Origin of the sequence: Bradyrhizobium diazoefficiens (assembly GCF_016612535.1) — a bacterium.
Lineage (GTDB): Bacteria > Pseudomonadota > Alphaproteobacteria > Rhizobiales > Xanthobacteraceae > Bradyrhizobium > Bradyrhizobium diazoefficiens_C.
In genome coordinates this window covers 551713-570408 of the sequence record NZ_JAENXS010000002.1, presented here as the reverse complement: position 1 = coordinate 570408, position 18696 = coordinate 551713, and the positions used below count along the sequence as shown (strand labels likewise).

The 18696-nt window shown below is 63.9% G+C and carries 18 protein-coding genes; 10 read left to right on the top strand and 8 right to left on the bottom strand.

Features of this window, described 5'->3' with window-relative positions; all coding sequences use genetic code 11:
* Positions 1-11: 11 nt before the first annotated feature.
* Positions 12-215 (top strand): GDCCVxC domain-containing (seleno)protein, encoded by a 204-nt coding sequence (locus tag JJE66_RS38130; RefSeq protein ID WP_246756466.1) that lies wholly within the window; start codon positions 12-14, stop codon positions 213-215.
* 57 nt (positions 216-272) lie between these two features.
* Here JJE66_RS38130 and JJE66_RS19475 read toward each other — a convergent pair whose 3' ends face one another.
* Positions 273-731, bottom strand: a complete 459-nt coding sequence (locus JJE66_RS19475) for a GNAT family N-acetyltransferase (protein ID WP_200516048.1) — start codon at positions 729-731, stop codon at positions 273-275.
* Between the two features lies 1 nt (position 732).
* Positions 733-1590, bottom strand: a complete 858-nt coding sequence (mazG, locus tag JJE66_RS19470; protein WP_200516046.1) for a nucleoside triphosphate pyrophosphohydrolase — start codon at positions 1588-1590, stop codon at positions 733-735.
* 126 nt (positions 1591-1716) lie between these two features.
* On the opposite strand from mazG, the gene queC reads away from it, so the two are divergent.
* Positions 1717-2430: a 7-cyano-7-deazaguanine synthase QueC gene (gene queC / locus JJE66_RS19465; protein WP_200516044.1), complete on the top strand. Its 714-nt coding sequence runs from the start codon at positions 1717-1719 to the stop codon at positions 2428-2430.
* A 120-nt stretch (positions 2431-2550) separates the two neighbouring features.
* On the opposite strand, the gene JJE66_RS19460 is transcribed toward queC, so the two are convergent.
* Genes JJE66_RS19460 through nthA form a run of 3 tightly spaced genes read right to left on the bottom strand, consistent with a single transcriptional unit; the run spans position 2551 to position 4210 of the window.
* Positions 2551-2928 (bottom strand): nitrile hydratase accessory protein, encoded by a 378-nt coding sequence (locus JJE66_RS19460; RefSeq protein WP_200516042.1) that lies wholly within the window; start codon positions 2926-2928, stop codon positions 2551-2553.
* Positions 2928-3587 carry a nitrile hydratase subunit beta gene (nthB, locus tag JJE66_RS19455; RefSeq protein ID WP_200516040.1) on the bottom strand — a complete coding sequence of 220 codons (660 nt, stop codon included), beginning with the start codon at positions 3585-3587 and terminating at the stop codon, positions 2928-2930. The genes JJE66_RS19460 and nthB overlap by 1 nt, the downstream gene beginning before the upstream one ends.
* Positions 3584-4210: a nitrile hydratase subunit alpha gene (nthA, locus tag JJE66_RS19450; RefSeq protein WP_200516039.1), complete on the bottom strand. Its 627-nt coding sequence runs from the start codon at positions 4208-4210 to the stop codon at positions 3584-3586. The genes nthB and nthA overlap by 4 nt, the downstream gene beginning before the upstream one ends.
* Positions 4211-4332: 122 nt before the next feature.
* Between nthA and JJE66_RS19445 the strand changes: the two genes are divergently transcribed.
* The 4 genes from JJE66_RS19445 to JJE66_RS19430 all read left to right on the top strand — a co-directional run bounded on the left by JJE66_RS19445 (position 4333) and on the right by JJE66_RS19430 (position 8310).
* Positions 4333-5139 carry an enoyl-CoA hydratase/isomerase family protein gene (locus JJE66_RS19445; protein ID WP_200516037.1) on the top strand — a complete coding sequence of 269 codons (807 nt, stop codon included), beginning with the start codon at positions 4333-4335 and terminating at the stop codon, positions 5137-5139.
* Between the two features lie 132 nt (positions 5140-5271).
* Positions 5272-6747, top strand: coding sequence for a DASS family sodium-coupled anion symporter (locus JJE66_RS19440; protein WP_200516036.1), 1476 nt, complete (start codon positions 5272-5274; stop codon positions 6745-6747).
* A 137-nt stretch (positions 6748-6884) separates the two neighbouring features.
* Positions 6885-7700, top strand: a complete 816-nt coding sequence (locus tag JJE66_RS19435) for a hypothetical protein (protein ID WP_200516034.1) — start codon at positions 6885-6887, stop codon at positions 7698-7700.
* A 115-nt stretch (positions 7701-7815) separates the two neighbouring features.
* Positions 7816-8310: a type II 3-dehydroquinate dehydratase gene (locus JJE66_RS19430; RefSeq protein ID WP_200516032.1), complete on the top strand. Its 495-nt coding sequence runs from the start codon at positions 7816-7818 to the stop codon at positions 8308-8310.
* A 63-nt stretch (positions 8311-8373) separates the two neighbouring features.
* Here JJE66_RS19430 and JJE66_RS19425 read toward each other — a convergent pair whose 3' ends face one another.
* Entirely contained in the window at positions 8374-9570 is a 1197-nt protein-coding gene (locus tag JJE66_RS19425) for a Xaa-Pro peptidase family protein (protein ID WP_200516030.1), read from the bottom strand.
* A 479-nt stretch (positions 9571-10049) separates the two neighbouring features.
* On the opposite strand from JJE66_RS19425, the gene JJE66_RS19420 reads away from it, so the two are divergent.
* The 4 genes from JJE66_RS19420 (at position 10050) to JJE66_RS19405 (ending at position 16299) form a co-directional block, all read left to right on the top strand.
* A complete protein-coding gene (locus JJE66_RS19420) occupies positions 10050-11069 on the top strand; it encodes a TRAP transporter substrate-binding protein (protein WP_200516028.1) in 1020 nt (339 codons plus the stop codon).
* A 15-nt stretch (positions 11070-11084) separates the two neighbouring features.
* Positions 11085-12974, top strand: coding sequence for a TRAP transporter large permease subunit (locus JJE66_RS19415; RefSeq protein WP_200516026.1), 1890 nt, complete (start codon positions 11085-11087; stop codon positions 12972-12974).
* 18 nt (positions 12975-12992) lie between these two features.
* Entirely contained in the window at positions 12993-14642 is a 1650-nt protein-coding gene (locus JJE66_RS19410; protein WP_200516025.1) for an acyl-CoA synthetase, read from the top strand.
* A gap of 232 nt (positions 14643-14874) precedes the next feature.
* On the top strand, positions 14875-16299 hold the full coding sequence (locus JJE66_RS19405; protein WP_200516023.1) for an autotransporter outer membrane beta-barrel domain-containing protein: 1425 nt from the start codon (positions 14875-14877) through the stop codon (positions 16297-16299).
* A 63-nt stretch (positions 16300-16362) separates the two neighbouring features.
* On the opposite strand, the gene JJE66_RS19400 is transcribed toward JJE66_RS19405, so the two are convergent.
* Both JJE66_RS19400 and JJE66_RS19395 read right to left on the bottom strand, forming a co-directional pair.
* Entirely contained in the window at positions 16363-17340 is a 978-nt protein-coding gene (locus tag JJE66_RS19400) for a TRAP transporter substrate-binding protein (protein WP_200516021.1), read from the bottom strand.
* Positions 17341-17380: 40 nt separating this feature from the next.
* On the bottom strand, positions 17381-18694 hold the full coding sequence (locus tag JJE66_RS19395) for a TRAP transporter large permease (protein ID WP_200516019.1): 1314 nt from the start codon (positions 18692-18694) through the stop codon (positions 17381-17383).
* Between the last annotated feature and the right edge of the window lie 2 nt (positions 18695-18696).

Below are 18696 nucleotides of genomic sequence, written 5' to 3'. Positions count from 1 at the left end.
GAACGACGCAGATGGAATTGGCATCAATTCTCACTTGCCCGGAATGCGGCCATCAGTCGGCCGAGACCATGCCCTCGGACGCGTGCCAATACTTCTATGATTGCAAGGGCTGCGGCTCGCGCCTGCGGCCGAAGCCGGGCGACTGCTGCGTGTTCTGCTCCTATGGAACGGTGCGGTGCCCGCCGAAACAGGGCGAGCGATCCTGTTGCAGTTAGCGATTTGCAGTTCTGTTCTCTGCTTTGCTCAAGCTTCCGCCAGCAAGCTGAGAGAGCTCAATTGGACAGGTCGAGGCTCATGAACTGGTTGTGCGGGCTCGCCTGATAGTCGGCGAACGGCTCGCACGGTCCGAAGCCGACGCTGCGGTACAGCGCGACGGCCGGAACGTGCAGCGGCGCCGTGCCGGTTTCCAGGCTGAGACGCGCATATCCGCGCCTGCGGCCTTCTGCGATGATGTGCTGGAGAATGCTGCGCCCGACACCGGTGCCCCGCGCAGAGGGAGCCGCGCGCATCGACTTCACTTCGCCATGCGTGTCATCCAGCTGTTTCAGAGCACCAAATCCAAGCAGCACACCGCCCTGCCAAGCCGTCCAGAACGTCACTTCCGAAGCCGAAAGACCGCTCGCATCGAGTGCCTGCGCGTGCTCGCCCATCACACTCTGCAGCTCTCGCAGATGATGCGCGAGCAAGTCGGCGACATAAGGGGCCGTCGGATCGTCCTGCCTGATGTCCACGTCACGCCCTCGTCGTCGTATCGGTCCGCGTTTGAGCAGGCCCGGGCGCACCCTTCGCCTCGTTCCACAGTGCGTCCATCTCCGCCAGCGAGGCCTGCTCCAGCGTCCGCCCCTGCGCCTCCAGCGCTCGTTCGATATAGGCAAAACGCCGTTCGAACTTGGCGTTGGTCGCACGCAACGCGGCTTCCGGATCCGCATCGACATGGCGGGCGAGGTTGACGAGGGCGAACATCAGATCGCCAGTTTCCTCTGCGATCTCTTGCTTGTCGTTGCGGTCCAGCGCGGCCTCGATCTCGTCGGCTTCCTCGCGGATTTTTGTCAGCACCGCGCGTGGGTCGTTCCAATCGAAGCCGACGGTGGAGGCCTTGCGCTGCAGCTCCATGGCCCGGGTCAGCGCGGGCTGGCCGGCCTTCACGCCCGCGAGCAGAGATTTGTGCGTTGGGATCGCTTCGGGCGGCCGGCGCGCGGCGCGCTCGGCTTTCTCCTCGGCCTTGATGCGGTCCCAGACTTCCTTGACGTGGGAGGAGGCGAGGTTGCCCTCCTTGTCGGCGAAGACATGCGGATGGCGCCGGATCATTTTTCGCGTGATGGCTTCGACGACGTCGCCGAATGCAAAGGCGTTTTGCTCCGAAGCCATCTGGGCGTGGAACACCACCTGCAACAGCAGATCGCCAAGCTCTTCGCGAAGGTCGTCGAGATCGCCGCGGTCGATGGCGTCGACCACCTCATGGGCTTCCTCGATCGTGTAAGGCGCGATGGTCGCAAAATTCTGCTCGAGGTCCCAGGGGCAGCCGGTCACAGGCGTGCGCAGCGCCGCCATGATCTCGATCAGGCGGGAAATGTCGCGGGAAGGGGTCATTGCGGGGCAGTCTCCTGGGTCCAGAACCTTATGCCAAAAGCGGCCCGCCGTTCCCAGCACCGGCATGCGGAACAGGTCGATTTCCACTGATTGGCTGATACGTTCCGCAGTGCTAAAGCGCGGGCCATGAGTGACGCATTTTCATCACAAACCGCGCTGGTGCTGTTCTCCGGCGGCCAGGATTCCACCACCTGTCTCGCTTGGGCGCTGAGCCGGTTTGCGCGGGTGGAGACGCTCGGCTTCGACTACGGGCAACGCCACGCCGTCGAGCTCGACTGCCGCGAGCAGTTGTTCGACGGCATCAAGAGCCTGCGCGCCGATTGGGCGGCAAAACTCGGCGAGAGCCATACGCTGTCGATCCCAACGCTTGCAGCGGTGTCCGAGACCGCGCTGACGCGTGACGTTGCGATCGCGATGGGCGCGGACGGGCTGCCCAACACGTTCGTGCCCGGCCGCAATCTGGTGTTCCTGACGTTTGCCGCGGCGCTGGCCTACCGGCGCGGCATCACGGATATCGTCGGGGGCATGTGCGAGACCGACTATTCCGGCTATCCCGACTGCCGTGACGACACCATCCGCGCCATGCAGGCCGCGCTCTCGCTCGGCATGGCGAGACAATTCGAACTGCATACGCCGTTGATGTGGATCGACAAGGCGGCGACGTGGAAACTGGCGCACGACCTCGGCGGTGATGGGCTCGTCGACCTCATCCGCGAGCAGTCGCACACCTGCTATCTCGGTGAACGCGGCGCGCGGCATGATTGGGGCTATGGCTGCGGGGAGTGCCCGGCGTGCAGCCTGCGCGCGAACGGGTGGCGGGAGTATGTGGCGGGAAGGTAGGCGCGTCTCTCTCCCCCGTCATAGCGAGGAGCTCTTGCGACGAAGCAATCCAGACTGTCTCTGCGGAGGGATTCTGGATTGCTTCGCTACGCTCGCAATGACGGAGTGTGTGGAGGCAGCTTACCGAAAATCCTCGACCTTCAGCTCGATCGGCTTGCCGTGTGGCGTCCTGTCCGCCGCATGGTCCCAGGCGTCGCGATAGCGGTGCAGCGTGTCCATCGACGCGACGCCCTTGCTTGCGACCAAGCCTTCCAGCGTGGCGAGCCAGTGCAGATAGTAGGTCTCGCCCGTGTCAGGGTCGCCGGCGGCCTGCGCGCGTTTGATCTCGGAGGCGAGCGCCGCAGCCCATTCCGGCCAGGTAAAGACGCCGCGGTCGTGCAGCGTCAGCGCCATGGCGAAGGCATGGGCTTCCCAAGGCGCGCGGAACACCGGACCCTCGTCGTCGCGTGGAATGCTCGGTATGGCGGCCGTCGCGGCGGCAGCAGCGCTGCTGCTCATTACGCAAGATCCAGATAGGGCTCGAACGCGTCGATCGAGACCTTCAGGGTCGGATCGCCGTCCGTGCCCCAGAGATCGCGTCCCTCGAACACGACCGTGTAGAGCCATTGCGGATTTTCGCCGAGCTCCATCGCCGCCGAATCCGGAAACACGTGGCAGCCATGGTTCAGCTCGACCACACCGAGATGGCCGCGCACGTAGCGCGGCAGCCTTGTGTGTGTGGTCGGATGGATGTTCTTAGCCCGTACGCGGTCGCCGATGTTGAATTTGGCGGGTGCAGGGGCAGGGCGGGCGAACTTGCCGCGCACCATGATGCGTTCGACCTGGTTGAGGTCGAACTTGCCGTGTTTGAGCGCTTTCGGGGCTTGCATCGCGTGGCCGGCGGCGATCTCCTGTCTGGTGAGATAGCCCTTCTCGATCAGCATCTCCTCGAGGCCGAGGAACCATTTCTTGTAATAGGAGCTGGAGAGATAAACATGCGGCGGCAGCGTCTCGCGGTAGAAGCGCGAGGTGTCGATGTTGAAGGCACCGGCGGCGCCCATCGCGCGCACCATGGCCAGCACGCGCGCTTCCCAGTCCACATGGAACATCGGCTCGTTCGGCTCGGGCTCGACTTTGCCGAACCCATCCATGCCGCCCATGTCGTGCACGCCGTTCACGACGGCGCTCCGGGCGTCCTGGCAAAGCCGGTGCCGATCATGGAATCGCGCGTGACGAGCTCGGCAAGCTGCTCCTCGCCCCAGCCTTCAGTGCCTTCGGGGCGCATCGGCAGCACCAGGAAGCGCGTCTCGGCCGTGGAATCCCACACCCGGATTTCCGTGTCTTTCGGCAGCGTGACGTTGAAATCGGCGAGCACGCCGCGCGGGTCCTTCACCGCGCGCGAGCGGTAGGGCGAGGCCTTGTACCAGACCGGCGGCAGCCCCAGCATCTCCCAGGGGTAGCAGGAGCACAGCGTGCACACGACCATGTTATGGCGCTCTGGCGTGTTCTCGACCACGACGAGATGGTCGCCGACACGGCTGACATGGCCGAGCGTGCCGATCGCCTTGGAGCCGTCCTCCAGCAGCGCCTTTTTGAACGCCGGATCGGTCCAGGCCTTGGCAACGACGCGCGCACCGTTATGCGGGCCGATCTTGGTCTCGTAGGCCTGGATGATGGCGTCGAGCGCAGCCGGCTCGACGTAGCCTTTTTCGGTCAAGATCGTCTCGAGCGCGCGCACGCGCAGCTCGGTCTCGGACAATTCCGAATGATCGTGATGATGGTGGTCGTGATCGTGGCTCATGGAGCGGAAGATTAAGCGAAACTTTCCCCGCCTGTCGAGCCTTCGTTGCAGTGCAATTCAGCCACGTGTTCGTGACGCCATTTGTGGGCTAGCATCAACGCAAATCAGCTTCGGAGAGACCCATGAAAGACTTCGTCAAGATCGAGAAGGGCCTCGGGCCCGAGGGACGGATCGCGGTGGTGCGGTTCGACCGCAATGACGGCATCAACGCCTTGTCGCCGGAAGCGCTGCGCCAGCTCACGGCAGCCGCGCGCAGCTTCGAGGATGACGCGGCAACATCAGTCGTGGTGCTCACCGGCAATGTGGGCACATTCAGCGCGGGCTTCGACCTCAAGGACGCCGAAGGGCGCGCGCGCAAGGAGATGGACCTCGGCACGCTGCGGCGGCATCTCAAGCTCGGACCGCGCCTCACCCATGCCTGGCAGGAGATGGAGCAGATCACGATTGCAGCAATCGAAGGCTTTTGCGTCGGCGGCGGCGTGGCGCTGGCGGTGGCGCTCGACTTCCGGATCATGGGCAGCGACGCGCATCTGCGCGTGCCCGAGATCGGGCTCGGCATGAACATGAGCTGGCAGAGCATTCCGCGCATGCTGCATCTGATCGGACCGGCCCGCACCAAGCAGGCGGTGATCCTGGCCGATCAGCGCATCAGCGCGGACGAGGCCTATGAATGGGGCCTGGTGGAGCAGGTCGTTGATCCCGGCAAGGCGTTCGACGCAGCGATGGATATGGCCTGGAAGGTCGCTGCGCAACCGCCGCTCTCGGTCGCCATGACAAAGCTCACGGTCAACCGCCTTGCACACGCGCTGGATGATCTTGCCAGTCACATGGATCTCGATCAGTTCGCGCTGGCGAGCCTCACCGAGGACCACAAGGAGGGCGTCGAGGCGTTCCTCGGCCGACGCAAGCCGCACTTCAAGGGACGGTAGACCTTGAGCCGGGTTGGAGACGTTGACCCAGGTCATTGATCACGCCGCGGACAGTCCCTATACGCGGCGCAGGGACCAAAGCGGCCCCGCCAACGGGCGGCACGTTGCGACAACCATCGAGGGGGAGGGCCCATGGCCGCCAGTTCGCAGGCGCCTGAGGCGAAACGATTTCGCTGGAAACTGATCGCACCGCTCGTGGTATGGTTGGCGATCTATCTCTGGCCGGTGCCGGCGGGTCTTAACGTCAATCAGTGGCACTATTTTGCCGTGTTCGCGGCCGTCATCACCGGGCTGATCCTGGAATCGATGCCGGTCGGCGCGGTCGGCCTGATCGGACTGACGGTTGCCGGCGTTGGCGGCTATATCGATGCCGATCCCAACAAATCGCTGCGTTGGATGCTCGCCGGCTTTGCCGAGAGCACGGTGTGGCTGATCGTCGGCGCCTTCGTGTTCTCGATCGGCTATCGCAAGAGCCAGCTCGGCCGGCGCATCGCGCTGGTGCTGGTGCGGCGGCTCGGCGGCAACACGCTCGGCCTCGGTTATGCGGTTGCGATCTCGGACTTCCTGCTCGCGCCGGCGACGCCCTCGAACACCGCGCGCAGCGGCGGCATCGTTTATCCCATCATCAGCAACATACCGCGCATCTACGGCTCCGAGCCGGGCCCGACCGCCGGCAAGATCGGGACCTATGTAATGTGGACCGCGTTCGCGGCGACCGCGATCACGAGTTCGCTGTTCTTCACCGCGCTGGCGCCGAACGCGGCGGCGCTGGCGATCGCCAAGAAGACGGTCGGCGTCGACGTGAGCTGGGGCCAGTGGTTCGTCGGCTTCGCACCGCTCGGCCTTCTGCTGATGATTCTCGTCCCGTTGCTCAGCTACGCGATCTGCCGGCCGGAGGTGAAGCGCAGCCCCGAAATCTCGGAATGGGCGGCGAAAGAGCTCGCGGAGATGGGCCCGATGTCGCGCAACGAGTGGATCATGCTGGCCTTGATCATACTCGCGATGTTCCTGTGGATCGCGGGATCGAGCCCGAACATCCACGTCCCCTTGCTCGGCTCGAACTTCGTCAACGCCACCACCGTCGTATTCATCGTGATCTCGCTGATGCTGGTCACGGGCGTGATCGCGTTCGCCGACATCGTCAGCGAGAAGGGCGCCTGGGAGGTGTTTTTCTATTTCACCTCGCTGCTGACGCTGGCCTCGGGCCTCAACGAAATCGGCTTCGTCAAATGGTTCGCCAATGAATTCGCAAAACCGCTCGTGGGGCTGTCGCCGTCGACCGCGATGATCCTGCTGGTCGCGCTGTTCTTCTGGATCCACTATTTCTTCTCGAGCATCACCTCGCATACCGCAGCGGTGCTGCCGGTGGTGCTCGCGGTCGGCTCCGGCATCCCCGACCTGCCGGTGACGACGCTTGCCATGGTCTGCATGTATTCGCTCGGCCTGATGGGCGTGATCTCGCCCTACGCAACGGGGCCGGCGCCGATGTATTACGGCAGCGGCTATATCGGGAAGGGCCAGTTCTGGGGCTTTGGCCTGGTCTTCGGACTGCTCTATTTCGCAGGCCTGCTGGTGATCGTGATGCCGTGGCTGCAAATGGTTCGGTGAGTGTCAGGCGGCGAACCCGGCTGGCATGGTGAAGGATTGATTCTTCGGCGGAGCAGGGCATGCCGCCAGGGATGAACCTTCCGACCCGGCAACGCCACCAAGCCTGGAGAACCTCACTCCGTCATCCGGACATCGCAATGAGATCGCTTGCCTTACTCTGCCTGCTCGCCTTCGCCACGCCCGCACACGCGGCGTCTCCCGAGCAGCACTATCTCGACCTGCGCGACCGCTACATCGCAAAATTTTCCAAGGCCAAGGAGAGCGACGAGACCTCCAAGCAGCACGATGCAGCGCTCGACGAGCTGACCGGCGTGCTGCGTGGCCTGGTGGGGCCGGTCGCGATCAAGGGGCTGCCTGCAGAGGGCAAGACGAACGCCGACACGCTCTTCAAAGGTGACTCAGGCTTCGGCCACCTCGACGGTCTCGGTTTCGCAACCGAAGGCGACAAGATGCAGGCCGTGGTGACCACGACCGCGCTGCTCAAGCACTGGCTCGCCGAGCACCGCGCGGACGGCATGCCGGAAGATATTGGCGCGGCATTCAGGTCAGACCGCTTCTACTATCAAGCAATCCAGGACTCGGCCTTCGCCAAATATGCCGAGCTACCGATCACAAAGCCCGCGTCCGCGAGCGCTGCAGTTGCCGTGCTCGGCGTCCGCGGCAATGGCGACCTGAAGGGGCCGCCGCACGAGATCGACGTGGTCGCGATCCAGGGCGGCAAGGTGTTCTTCCTCGCCGCAACCGATGCCGTGAAAACGGCCGAGATCCCGGCTTGTGAGAAGGTCTGGAAGCAGATGATGGCGAAAAAGGTCCCGGAGGATTCCATGGACAAGGAAGATCAGGCGATGGACGCCTATACCAAGTGTTTCGCCAGGAAGGCGCCGAGCCAGAGCTGGTTCGCAGCGGCGACGAAGAAGGCGCAGAGCCAGCTGGAGCTGTTGCCGCTGCGCTAACCGAACGGGAACCGGCGTTCCGGCAGGCCTTGCGCGCTGTTTCCGGACTGGTGACGATCCCGGCAAAATGGTTCGGTGGCTGGTTGCATCGGAAACAATGGCAAGGAGCAGGAAAATGGCTGCCAAGATCATGATCCTCAACGGACCCAATCTCAATTTCCTCGGCATCAGGGAGCCGCATATCTACGGCCGGACGACGCTGAAGGAGATCGAGGCGAGCTGCCAGGCCTTGGCCGATCATCTCGGCGTCTCGATCTCGTTCCATCAGTCCAACATGGAAGGCGAGCTCGTCAGCCTGATCCAGTCGGCCCATGGTGCGGCGGATGCGATCATTATGAATCCGGCGGGCTATTCCTTCACGTCGATCGCGCTGATCGATGCTCTGAAGATCTTCGAGGGGGTGAAGATCGAGCTGCATATCTCCAACATTCACGCGCGAGACGAGCTTCACCGCCACTCGATCACGTCGAGTGCCTGCACGGCCGTCATTTGCGGCCTCGGACCGTACGGCTATCTCGCCGCGATCATGGCGGCCGTTCAGAAGCTCGGACAATTGCCTGAAACGATCCCGCCGGCTCTGCGCGGGCTTGCGGCCGCCGGCACGGCGTAAGGAGAGGGCGACGCGCGGAGCGGGATTTCTCGCCGTCTAAGGAGCCGCAGTGCTGCCGCTGCGTTAAAGCGCGCTGCCGCCGATATTCCAGCCGCGGCCGCTTTCGCCAAAGATCTCGTATCCCGTCGGCGTCACCACGACCGTGTCCTCAAGCTTGATGAAGCCGCGCCTGGGATGCTTCATCGTTGTTTCGATCGACACCACCATGCCGGGCTCGAGCGGGAGCCGGGCGTCGGTGTCATCGTAGGGAACCGGGCCCTTGGCGGTCAGGCGAGGGGCCTCGTGGCTGACGAGACCCATGCCGTGGGCCAAAAAGTCCGTGCAGTCGCGCTGGGTGATCTGGGCAAGCTGGCGCTCGGCCGCGACGTAGATGTCGCCGCCCATGGCGCCCGGCCGGACCGCGGCAAAGGCCGCGCGCTGGACCGCCTCGATCTCGGCCAGGCAATCCCTGAGTTCGGTATCGGGATCGCCGAGCACGGCCATGCGCGCGAGATCGCCGATGTAGCCGTGATAGTTGCCGCCGGAGTCGAGCGACAGCACGTCGCCTTGCTCCCAACGCTGCGCCGACGGCGCCCGGTTATGGCTGTTGCCGCAGGCGAGCAGGCAGTATTCGAAGGTCAGGCCGCGATTGGCTTCGGCGACCCGCAACGCATCCGACAATTGTTGCTTGGTCGTGCCCGGCCCGTGCCCGGCGATCACCTCCAGCATCGAGGCAATCACCAGCTCCGAGGCGGTCTTGAGTTTTGCCAGCTCGTCCGCCGACTTCGCTGCGCGCAGTCGCTCCAGGACCAACAGCGCGTCCTTGAGCTCGGCGCCGGGCAGGGCGTCGGCAAGTGCCCGGCCCGCATCCATCGGCAGGAACGCCATCTCGACCCCAACCCGCTTCAACGGCACACCGGCATCCCGGATCAGCGTCACGGCGCGCGTGACGGCATCAACCGAGCCGTTGGACTCGGTCCGGACCTGAGGCACCCAGGTCGGCGCCACGGCGCGCTGATGGGTCTCCAGTCGATGCCCGATATAGACGGCTTTCTCCGGCGCGCCCTTGGGATAGACCAGGACGGGCAGATAGCGGCTGACGCCGAGCGCATCCATGTAGTCGAAGAAGATCGCGCGCTCGGCACCCAGCAGGTACTGCACATTATGCTTGGAGGTCGCGACTAGCACGTCGAGGTGGGCTGCCTCCATCAGGCGGTCGAGCTTGGCGGCATCGAACGGAATGGCGCGCGAGCCGCTCGCGCAGGCGACGTTCTCCTGCATGAAGACCTCCCAAAGAGCCGGCGGTTCGGACCACCTGTGTTCGTGTCGGCGACCATCCGATTAGCAGTCGGAGCGTCGTCCCTTGTCGACCGATTGTCGACCGGGAGCGGGTTTCTGGGTAGCCTCGGATTTGGCTGGTCTGTCCTGCATGGCTATATCCGTAATTCGCATAAGGTATATTATGGAATATATTTATATTCAATCAGATCAGTTATTTAGGTGAAACTCCTGCAACATCGCCTTCGCCCAGCGTCTGTTTTCGGCCCAGACGATCGATGATCCCCCCAGCTCTTGACGGCTACTGTGCATGGGGTTGTTTTTCACTTTTTGAATCCGGCCCATGTGTTGAAAGCCGATATTGCGGCAACGTTGCCCGGCTGCAATAAGCGAACTTCGCGAGATCGCAGATGACTGCTGACCTGACGTCCGTATAGGTTTGCGTCTCAAAACAAAAACAATTCTTCCGAGGAAGCAGACCCATGAGTTTTTCCCGCCGCACGCTTCTCAAGGCCTCCGCTGCGACCGCCGTCTTTGGCGGCATCAGCGCGCCCTCAGTGGCCCGCGCCCAGGCCGCCGAGTTCACCTACAAATACGCCAATAATCTGCCGGACACCCATCCGCTGAACCTGCGCGCCAAGGAGATGGCGGCGGCGATCAAGAGCGAGACCAACGGCAAGTTCGACCTCCAGATCTTTCCGAACAACCAGCTCGGCTCCGACACCGACATGCTGAGCCAGATCCGCTCCGGCGGCGTCGAGTTCTTCACGCTGTCCGGCCTGATCCTGGCGACGCTGGTGCCGGCGGCGTCCATCAACGGCATCGGCTTCGCGTTCCCGGACTACCCCACGGTCTGGAAGGCCATGGACGGCGACCTCGGCGCCTATGTCCGCGGCGAGATCAAGAAGGCCGGCCTCGAGGTCATGGACAAGATCTGGGACAACGGCTTCCGCCAGACGACATCGTCGACCAAGCCGATCAACGGCCCGGATGATTTCAAGGGCTTCAAGATCCGCGTGCCGGTGTCACCGCTGTGGACATCGATGTTCAAGGCGTTCGATGCTTCGCCCGCCTCGATCAATTTCAGCGAGGTCTATTCCGCGCTCCAGACCAAGATCGTCGAGGGCCAGGAGAACCCGCTGGCGATCATCTCGACCGCAAAGCTCTACGAGGTGCAGAAGTACTGCTCGCTGACGAACCACATGTGGGACGGCTTCTGGTTCCTGGCCAACCGCCGCGCCTGGGAAAAGCTCCCACAGGACGTGCGCACCATCGTCGCCAAGAACATCAACGCCGCCGCCGTCAAGGAGCGCGAGGATACCGCCAAGCTCAACGCCAATCTCCAGCAGGAGCTGGCGGGCAAAGGCCTGACCTTCAACCAGCCGGCGGTCGCACCGTTCCGCGACAAGCTGCGCGCTGCCGGCTTCTACGCCGAGTGGAAAGGCAAATATGGCGATCAGGCCTGGGCGCTGCTGGAAAAGGCCGCCGGCAAGCTGTCGTAACGTGTTGGGGCCGTCATGGCTCATGTCGAAGCTGAAGTGACCGACGTGGTGGGCGAGGTGGCTGTTCAGTCCCCTCGCCGACCTTCGTTGCTGGCTTCACTGGAGCGCGTGCTCGGCCTCGCGGTCGAAGTCCCGGCGGCCATTTTGGTGGTCGCCGAGATCGTGATCCTGTTTGCCGGCGTGGTCGCGCGCTACGGCGTGCACCGGCCACTGATCTGGTCGGATGAGCTCGCCTCGATCCTGTTCCTGTGGCTCGCCATGCTGGGCGCGGCGGTCGCGTTCCGTCGCTCCGAGCACATGCGCATGACGGCAATTGTCGCCAGCGCGGGGCCGGCCATGCGCGCCTATCTCGATGTGGTCGCGACCTGCGCGGCACTGGCGTTCCTGGCGCTGATCGTCTGGCCATCGGCCGAGTACGCCTACGAGGAAAGCTTCATCACCACGCCAGCGCTCCAGATCTCGAACATGTGGCGCGCCACGGCGCTGCCGGCCGGCATCTGCTTGATGGCGGTGTTCGCGCTGCTGCGGCTGTTGCGCGCCGCCGATTACCGCATGGTGCTGACGGCCGTGATCTCCGTTGCAGTCATCATCGGTCTGTTCTGGCTCGCGCAACCTTATCTGCGGCCGCTCGGCAATCTCAACCTCGTCATCTTCTTCGTCGGGGTTGCCGGCTTCTGCGTCTTTGCCGGCGTTCCCATTGCGTTCGGCTTTGGGCTGGCGATCTTCGGCTATCTGGCGCTGACGACGCGCACGCCGGTGATGGTGCTGGTCGGGCGGATGGACGAGGGCATGAGCCATCTCATTCTGCTCTCGGTGCCGCTATTCGTGTTCTTAGGGCTCCTGATCGAGATGACCGGCATGGCGAAGGCCATGGTGGCGTTTTTGGCGAGCCTGCTCGGCCATGTCCGCGGCGGCCTGAATTACGTGCTGGTCGGCGCGATGTACCTTGTCTCCGGTATCTCCGGCGCCAAGGCGGCCGACATGGCGGCGGTCGCCCCGGTGCTGTTCCCCGAGATGAAGCAGCGCGGCGCCAAGCCCGGTGATCTCGTCGCGCTGCTTGCGGCGACCGGTGCCCAAACCGAAACCATCCCGCCCAGCCTTGTGCTGATCACGATCGGCTCGGTCACTGGCGTCTCCATCGCGGCGCTGTTCACCGGCGGCCTCCTGCCCGGCGTCGTGCTCGCGGTCACGCTTTGTATGCTGGTGCGGTGGCGCTACCGCCACGAGGACATGAGCCATGTCCGCCGCGCCACTGCGTCCGAGATCGGCAGGACCTTTATCGTCGCCCTGCCCGCGCTCGCGTTGCCCTTCGTGATCCGTTACGCAGTGGTCGAGGGCATTGCCACCGCGACCGAAGTCTCAACCATCGGCATCGTCTATGGCGCCATTGTCGGAATCCTCGTCTACCGCCGCTTCGATTGGCGACGACTATTTCCGATGCTGGTCGAGACCGCGGCGCTGTCGGGCGCCATCCTGCTGATCATTGGCACTGCGACCGGCATGGCCTGGGGCCTGACCCAGTCCGGCTTCTCGCGCGAGTTGGCGGCCTCCATGACGGGCCTGCCGGGGGGATCCGCGACCTTCATCGCCGTCTCGATTCTGGCCTTCGTGGTCCTCGGCAGCGTGCTGGAAGGCATTCCGGCGATCGTATTGTTCGGGCCGCTGCTGTTTCCGATCGCGCGCCTCGTCGGCGTGCACGAGGTGCACTACGCCATGATCATCATTCTGGCGATGGGTATCGGGCTATTCGCGCCGCCGTTCGGCGTCGGCTATTATGCCGCCTGCGCCATCGGAAAGGTCGATCCGGCCGAAGGCATCAGGCCGATCTGGGGCTATCTGCTGGCGCTGCTGGTGGGACTGATCATCGTTGCGGTCTTCCCCTGGATCTCGATCGGATTCCTGTAGGCGCGAAGGAGAATGTCGATGAGTGACCGGCAGAACCAGTACGACATCGGCCTCGGCAAGACCCCCGCCAACTACGTTCCGCTGAGCCCGCTGAGCTTCCTCGCTCGCAGCGCCGCGGTCTATCCCGATCACGTCAGCACGGTCTATGAGGGCCGCAGCTTCACGTGGCGGCAGACGCATGAGCGCTGCAAGCGCTTTGCCTCTTATCTCGCCGGCAGGGGCATCGGCGTCGGCGATACCGTGGCGGCGATGCTGCCGAACATCCCGGCGATGAACGAGGCACACTTTGCCGTTCCCATGACCGGCGCCGTGCTCAACGCGCTCAACATCCGCCTCGATGCGCCCTCGATCGCATTCCAGCTCGATCATGGCGGCGCAAAAATCATCCTGGTCGATCCCGAATTTTCCGGCGTGATCACCGATGCGCTGGCGCAGATGAGCGGGCCAAAGCCGTTCGTGATCGACGTCGATGATACCACCTTCAAGGGCGGCAAGCGCATCGGCGAGATCGAGTACGAAGCCGCCGTCGCGCAAGGCGATCCGAATTTTGCGGCGATCCCGCCAAAGGACGAATGGGATGCGATCGCTCTGAGCTACACCTCGGGCACGACCGGCAATCCCAAGGGCGTCGTCACCCATCATCGCGGCGCGTATCTGAACGCCATCAGCAACATTCTCGCAGGCCAACTCGGCCAGCATCCGGTCTATCTCTGGACCTTGCCGATGTTCCACTGCAACGGCTGGTGTTTTCCCTGGACCCTCGCGGCGGCCGCGGGCGTCAATGTCTGCCTGCGCAAGGTTGAGCCGACCAAAATTTTCGATCTGATCAAGCAGCACGGCGTCACCCACATGTGCGGCGCGCCGATCGTCTACAACACGCTGATCAACGCGCCCGATGCGCCGAAGGGTAGCGCGGCTCGCCGCGTGGTCGGCCTGATCGCAGGTGCGGCGCCACCGGTCGCGGTGCTCGAAGGCGCCGAAAACATCGGCATCAAGCTCACGCACGTCTATGGCCTGACCGAGGTCTACGGCCCCGCCTCCGTCTGCGCCGAGCAGCCCGGCTGGGACGAGCTTCCCGCCGCCGAGCGAGCGCGGATGAAGCGCCGGCAGGGCGTGCCCTACCCGCTCGAGGAAGACGTCACCGTCATCGATCCGCAGACCATGAGGCAAGTGCCGCGCGATGGCGAGACCATCGGCGAGGTCATGTTCCGCGGCAACATCGTGATGAAGGGCTACCTCAAGAACGAGAGGGCGACGAAAGAAGCCTTCGAGGGCGGCTGGTTTCACACCGGCGATCTCGGCGTGCTCGACGCGCACGGCTACGTCACCATTAAGGATCGCTCCAAGGACATCATCATCTCCGGCGGCGAGAACATTTCCTCCGTGGAGGTCGAGGACATCCTCTACAAGCATCCCGCCGTGCTGTTCGCGGCGGTCGTGGCAAAGCCAGATCCGAAATGGGGCGAGGTGCCCTGCGCCTTCGTCGAATTGAAGGACGGCGCCAGCGCGAGCGAGGCCGACATCATCGCCTTCTGCCGCACGCATATGAGCGGATTCAAGACGCCGAAGGCCGTCGTGTTCGGGCCGATCCCGAAGACGTCGACAGGAAAGATCCAGAAATTCCTGCTGCGCAACGAGGTCGGATCGGTCAAGGCGATCACGGCCTGAGGCGCGTTCCGGCCTCAGACACATGTAGAAACATGCGCTGTCTCGCTGCGGTGTTGTCCCGAAACCGATTTTGCATGTTCGACGACATCGAGACACGACAGGAAAAGATTGGAAAACGTTAGAGACGCATTTACGTTTCTCTCCCGTCGGATTCGCTGATTCCACCTGATTCGCCGCGCAGGCTGCGCGGCCGGCGACCGGCGCGGTTGGGGCGCTTCATGCGGTTGGTGTCGTGAGCACAGATGTGCGTGCGCGTCTGGCGCTGCTGCTATTGACGGCCGGATTGCTGCTGCCGCGCGCGGCGGATGCGCAGGTCATGCGCGAATTAGGCGCCTTCGCAGCTTCCGAAAATTTTGGCTATCCCGGTCCGAACGCGCCGGGCGGCGGCTTCGCCAATTTTGGTGGCGGCAGCAACTTTGGCTTCAGCATGGGCGGCCCAACGTTCGGCGCGCCGCAGCAGTCACCGGGTTTTGGCGGCGCGCCGTACGGCTACGGCAATAGCGGCGGCCCGGGGATGCAGCCGAACTATGGCTGGAACGGTGAGCCGCCGGGTCTCGCCGGCGCGGCCAGGTCCGGCATGCGCCAGGCCTTTGGCGGCGACTCCGCGGCCGCGTCGCAGACTGAAACGGCGCAAGCCACATTCCTGGCGATGACGCAGTTCACGCAGACTCTGCTCGATCCCGCCATCGACGGTCGCGGCATCGGCCAGCCCGAGTTCGACGCCGAGCTCTCGGCCTATGCTGATCTCGGCAACGACCGCACGCATGGCGGCATCGGGCGCCAAGCCTACGAGGCGATCTACGGCAAGCCATCGCTCGCGGCCCCGCACTGGAGCATCTGGGCCGCGGGCTTTGGCGGCTCGCAGACAGCGACCGACGGCGCGGGCTCGTCCGCACGCAGCTTCGCCACCGCCGTCGGCGCCGATTACTCGCTCTCACCGCAGACGCAGATCGGCTTTGCCCTTGCCGGTGGCGGCACCGGCTTTGCCAATAATTTCTCCAGCGGCCGCTCCGACCTGTTCCAGGCAGGCAGCTTCGTCAGGCATTCCATCGGCGCGGCCTATGTCGCGACGGCGCTGGCCTATGGCTGGCAGGCCATCACCAGCGACCGTCAGGCGACGCCGGCCGGTAGCGATCAGTTCGGCGCCGCCATCAACGCCAATGCCTATTCCGGCCGCATCGAGAGTGGCTACCGCATTGGGACGCCGTGGCTCGGCATCACGCCTTATGCGGCCGGCCAGGTCACCATGTTTCGCCTCGCCGCCAGTGCTGGCCAGCCGGCTTATGCCGCCGATCCATCCGCGGCGCCATCCGGCAGCAACAGCTTTGCCGACGGCCGCAGCGAGCTCGGCCTGCGTACGAGCACGTCCTTCGTGCTGGCTGGCGGCCTCTTCGATCTGCGTGGGCGTTTCGCCTGGGCGCATGATTTCAGCGCGACGCAGTCGATGCCGGCGGTGTTCCAGGCGATCTCCGGCCAGGGATCCGGTCAGGGCTTCGTGATCGGCAGCACGGCGCTTGCGCCGAACTCGGCGCTGACAGGCGTTGCATTCGAGCTGCGCGGCATCAACGGCTGGTCCGCCAGTGCGAACCTCGACAGCGAGCTGTCGAGCCTGGTGCGCGCCTACACAGGCAAAGCCGTGGTGCGCTACGCTTGGTGATCATCAGCATCGATAGATGAGGGCGCCCGAGCGCCCTCACCCGTTCGTGCCGCGATCTCCCCATCACATCTTCTTGTAAGCGTCGATCACCGCCTGGCCGTCTGCGCCAGCCTTTTTGAGCCAGTCGGCGGTGAGCTGCTGACCGATCTTCTCGAAGCCGGCCTTCAGCGCCGGGCTCGGCGGCTCGACCGTCATGCCCTTGGCCTTGAGTTGATCGATGTACCAGTTGGCCTTTTCCTCCCAGGCCTTCCAGCCGCGCGTTTCGGCCGTGGCGGCGGCCTTGAGAATGGCTTCCTGGGCAGGCTTGTCGAGTGCCTCGAACGCCGCCTTGTTCACGAAAGTATAGTCCTTCGGGATCCAGGCCTGCACGTCGTAGAAATATTTCAGCGACTCCCAGGCTTTCGAATCGTAGCCCGTGCCACCCGACGACATGAACGAATTCACCACGCCGGTGGCGAGCGCTTGCGGCAGTTCGGCAGCCTGGATCGTAACCGACTGGGCGCCGACGAGGTCGCCGATACGCGCGGTTCCGACATTGTAGGCGCGCCATTTCAGGCCCTTCATGTCCTCGATCGAGGCGAGCGGCTTGTTGACGTAGACGCCCTGCGGCGCCCACGGCACCGCGAACAACAGCTTCAGCCCCTGCGCATCCAGCTTCTTCGCGATCAGGGGTTTCGACGCCTGATACAGTTTCATCGCTTGCGGGAAGCTGGTCGCAAGAAACGGCACGACGTCGATTCCGAATATCGGATCCTCATTTTCGTGGACCGAGAGCAGCAATTCGCCCATTTGCGCCTGCCCCGTCGCCACCGCACGCTTGATGTCGGGCGCCTTGAACAGCGAGGCATTCGGATGAACGGTGATCAGGAGCTTGCCGGACGTTGCAGCCTCGACGTCCCTCGCAAAAGCGACCAGATTTTCCGAGTGAGGATTGTCGGCGGGGTACGCTGCCGGCAAATTCCATTTGGTCTGGGCCAAGGCAGGCGTGGCGGCCAGCACCGCTCCGGCAATTAGTCCTGAGAGCAACAAACGAGACTTCATCGAACTTCTCCTCACGGTAAAGCGGAAAAACCTGACGCGATCAGTCGGGGAAAGCGAGCTTGGGTAGAAGCAGCACGATCTGCGGGTATTCGGTGATGATAAACACGGCGGCCAGCAGCATCACAAAGAAAGGGAACGCCGCTCGCGCGACGGTCAGGGTATCGCGACCGCTCATGTTTTGCAGCACGAACAGGTTGAAGCCAACCGGCGGCGTGATCTGCGCCATCTCGACATGGATGATGAGGTAGACGCCGAACCAGACGAGATCGAGCCCGGCCTGCTTGACCATCGGCAACACGATGACGGCGGTCAGCACGATCATCGAGATGCCATCGATCAGGCATCCAAGGATAATGTACATGACGCTCAGGTAGAGCGCGAGCATGCCTGGCGTGAGCTGCTGCCCCTGGACCCAGGTGGCGAGCGCCGCCGGAATGCCGGTATAGGCCATCGCGGCTGTGGTGTAGGCGGCCCCTGCCAGGATCAGCATGATCATACAGGTCAGCCGAGTCGCGCTCATCACGCTCTCGAGAAAATTTTTGCGCGTCAGCGTGCCGCTCCACCATGCCAGGATCAGCGCGCCGGAGACGCCCCATGCTGCACATTCGGTCGCGGTCGCAAAACCGAGCACCAGCGAGAGGAAGACCGCGAGGATCAGCAGCAGGCACGGGGCAAGCTTGGCCGACTCGCGCAGCTTCTGCCCGAACGGCATCGGCGGGTCGCGCGGCGGGACTTTCGCAGGATTCAGCAGCGACCAGATGATGATGTAGCCGGAATAGAGCACCATGACGAGCACGCCGGGCAGGAAGCCGCCGAGGAACACCTGCAATACGGAAACGTTCGCCGTGACCGCATACACCACCATCGGAATTGACGGCGGAATCAGCAGGCCGAGCGTGCCGGATCCCGCCAGCGAGCCGAGGCTGAGGCCCTTGTCGTAGCCGCGCTTGTCGAGCTCGGGCAACGCGATCTTGCCGATGGTCGCACAGGTCGCGGCCGAAGAGCCGGATACGGCAGCAAAGATGCCGCAGCCGATGACGTTCACATGAGTCAGCCGTCCGGGCAACCATTGCACCCAGGGCGACAGGCCGCGGAACATCTCTTCTGACAGCCTGGTGCGAAACAGGATCTCGCCCATCCAGATGAACAGCGGCAACGCCGCGAGGGTCCACGACGCACTCGCGCTCCAGGTCGTCGTCGCGAGCACGCTCCCGAGCGGCAGGCTCGTGGTCAGCGCCATCGCCACGAAGCCGACGAGCCCAAGCGAGACCGCGATCCAGACGCCGCTCGCCAGCAGCAGGATCATGACACCGAGCAGAATGAACGATAGTTCGATCATGCCGAGACTGGCCATCC

Excerpts from the sequence above, each read along its gene's own strand:
- JJE66_RS19420 (WP_200516028.1), top strand. The coding sequence starts at position 10,050 with ATGAGTTTTTCCCGCCGCACGCTTCTCAAGGCCTCCGCTGCGACCGCC.
- JJE66_RS19445 (WP_200516037.1), top strand. The coding sequence starts at position 4,333 with ATGAAAGACTTCGTCAAGATCGAGAAGGGCCTCGGGCCCGAGGGACGG.
- mazG (WP_200516046.1), bottom strand. The coding sequence starts at position 1,590 with ATGACCCCTTCCCGCGACATTTCCCGCCTGATCGAGATCATGGCGGCG.
- nthA (WP_200516039.1), bottom strand. The coding sequence starts at position 4,210 with ATGAGCCACGATCACGACCACCATCATCACGATCATTCGGAATTGTCC.
- JJE66_RS19425 (WP_200516030.1), bottom strand. The coding sequence starts at position 9,570 with ATGCAGGAGAACGTCGCCTGCGCGAGCGGCTCGCGCGCCATTCCGTTC.
- JJE66_RS19440 (WP_200516036.1), top strand. The coding sequence starts at position 5,272 with ATGGCCGCCAGTTCGCAGGCGCCTGAGGCGAAACGATTTCGCTGGAAA.
- JJE66_RS19410 (WP_200516025.1), top strand. The coding sequence starts at position 12,993 with ATGAGTGACCGGCAGAACCAGTACGACATCGGCCTCGGCAAGACCCCC.
- JJE66_RS19400 (WP_200516021.1), bottom strand. The coding sequence starts at position 17,340 with ATGAAGTCTCGTTTGTTGCTCTCAGGACTAATTGCCGGAGCGGTGCTG.
- JJE66_RS19415 (WP_200516026.1), top strand. The coding sequence starts at position 11,085 with ATGGCTCATGTCGAAGCTGAAGTGACCGACGTGGTGGGCGAGGTGGCT.
- JJE66_RS19460 (WP_200516042.1), bottom strand. The coding sequence starts at position 2,928 with ATGAGCAGCAGCGCTGCTGCCGCCGCGACGGCCGCCATACCGAGCATT.
- JJE66_RS19430 (WP_200516032.1), top strand. The coding sequence starts at position 7,816 with ATGGCTGCCAAGATCATGATCCTCAACGGACCCAATCTCAATTTCCTC.
- JJE66_RS38130 (WP_246756466.1), top strand. The coding sequence starts at position 12 with ATGGAATTGGCATCAATTCTCACTTGCCCGGAATGCGGCCATCAGTCG.
- JJE66_RS19435 (WP_200516034.1), top strand. The coding sequence starts at position 6,885 with ATGAGATCGCTTGCCTTACTCTGCCTGCTCGCCTTCGCCACGCCCGCA.
- JJE66_RS19395 (WP_200516019.1), bottom strand. The coding sequence starts at position 18,694 with ATGGCCAGTCTCGGCATGATCGAACTATCGTTCATTCTGCTCGGTGTC.
- queC (WP_200516044.1), top strand. The coding sequence starts at position 1,717 with ATGAGTGACGCATTTTCATCACAAACCGCGCTGGTGCTGTTCTCCGGC.